This is a genomic window from Catenulispora rubra (assembly GCF_015356825.1).
GTDB classification, from domain to species: Bacteria; Actinomycetota; Actinomycetes; order Streptomycetales; family Catenulisporaceae; genus Catenulispora; species Catenulispora rubra.
Genome location: NZ_JAACYW010000618.1, coordinates 1 through 1,386, shown reverse-complemented (window position 1 = coordinate 1,386; position 1,386 = coordinate 1). Strand labels below are relative to the sequence as shown.

The window sequence follows — 1,386 nt, the reverse complement described above, 5'->3', positions numbered from 1 at the left end:
AGGGCTCGCAGATTATTAACACGCTGGTTTGATCTCGGTGGGCTGGTTGTTGTCTTCTGCGAGGAAGGCGATGAGGTCGGCTGGTGTGGGGAAGCGGGCTGTGGAGGGGGTGATCGTGTATCCGTGCTGGTCCAGGAGTGGGCGTATCTGCTGCACGACCCTGCCGATGGTTGCTCTGTCAACGGCGAACAGCACGGCCAGAACGCTCTGGGTGCACAGTCTGCGCTGGTAGAGGACGGTAGCCAGGATGCGGTCGGCCGGGGTGAGTTTGTCTTGGCCCCCGGCTCCGGCGGCTCGGCGGCGCTCGGTGCCACGGTGTATTTCCCGCTGGTGCTCGCGTGTCTTGGCCAGCGGCGCGGTCAGCGTTTGGGTGAGGGCGTCGAGCTGGCTGGGCGTCATGCCGGTCAGCTCCGGATGCGTCAGCGCGGCATGGTCCGGGATCTGGCTGTGTACTGCCTGGTCTGGGTCGGTGTCGCTAGCTGGAGATGGAGCAGATGGAGCAGGTGGCTGCGCGCCGGCTGGGTTGAGGGTGTAGTTCCAGTCGCCGTGGAAGCGGTGTCGATGAAGCGGTAGCGCGGCGATCTGCGCGTCGGTGATTTCGATCCCGGTCGGGTAGCTGCCGGGGTCCCATTCGGCGTGGACTGTCAATCCGGTGCCGGTGGTGGTCGCGGCGATGCTGTTCACGATGACCTGGTGGCTGCTTAGGGGCTGTCCGCGCCAGTTCATGGTGATGGCCGAGAACAGTCGGTGCTCTATCCGGTTCCACTTCGATGTGCCTGGCGGCAGGTGGCAGACCGTGATCGCAAGCCCGGTCTCGGCGGCCAGGGCGGCCAGCCCGGTTTTCCATGCCTTGGTGCGGTAGCCGTTGGAGCCTCCGGCATCGGCGGTGATCAGCAGGCGGTCGGCGGCCGGGTAGTCGAGGCGGCCTCGGGCCCTCCACCAGCGGCGGATTGATTCCACGGCGAAGGCGGCGGTGTCGTGGTCACAGCCGACGTTGACCCAGCCGGTATTGGCGGTGATGTCATAGACCCCGTAGGGGATCGCCTTGCCCAACTGGCGGTCCAGGAAGTCGTGGGTGTTGACCTTTACCGGGTCACCGGCCGGGCGCCAGGTGAGGCCGCTGTTCTTGAACTCCCCGATGAGTTCCTTCTTCTTGGCATCCACACTGACTACTGGGTCGCCGTCGGCTTGGAACACCTTGACCTGCTCATTGATATAGCCGAACTGTCCGTCCCGGTCCGGGTGCTGCTTGCCTTCCACGACCTTGGCGTTTCCCTGCAGACTGAAGCCTTCCCCGCGCAGCAGGTCCCCGACGGTGTCGGCGCCGACCCGATGCCCGGCGCGGGTCAGCTGCTCGGCCAGGTTCCGGGTCGACTTGGTCGTCCA

Annotated in this window: 1 protein-coding gene; it reads right to left on the bottom strand. The window is 65.7% G+C overall.

The genetic code is table 11. The features are described 5' to 3' along the window. Nucleotides 1-15 precede the first annotated feature (15 nt). Nucleotides 16-1,386: ISAzo13 family transposase (locus tag GWK61_RS54550; protein WP_194922286.1), on the bottom strand; the 1,371-nt coding region annotated here is incomplete at its 5' end.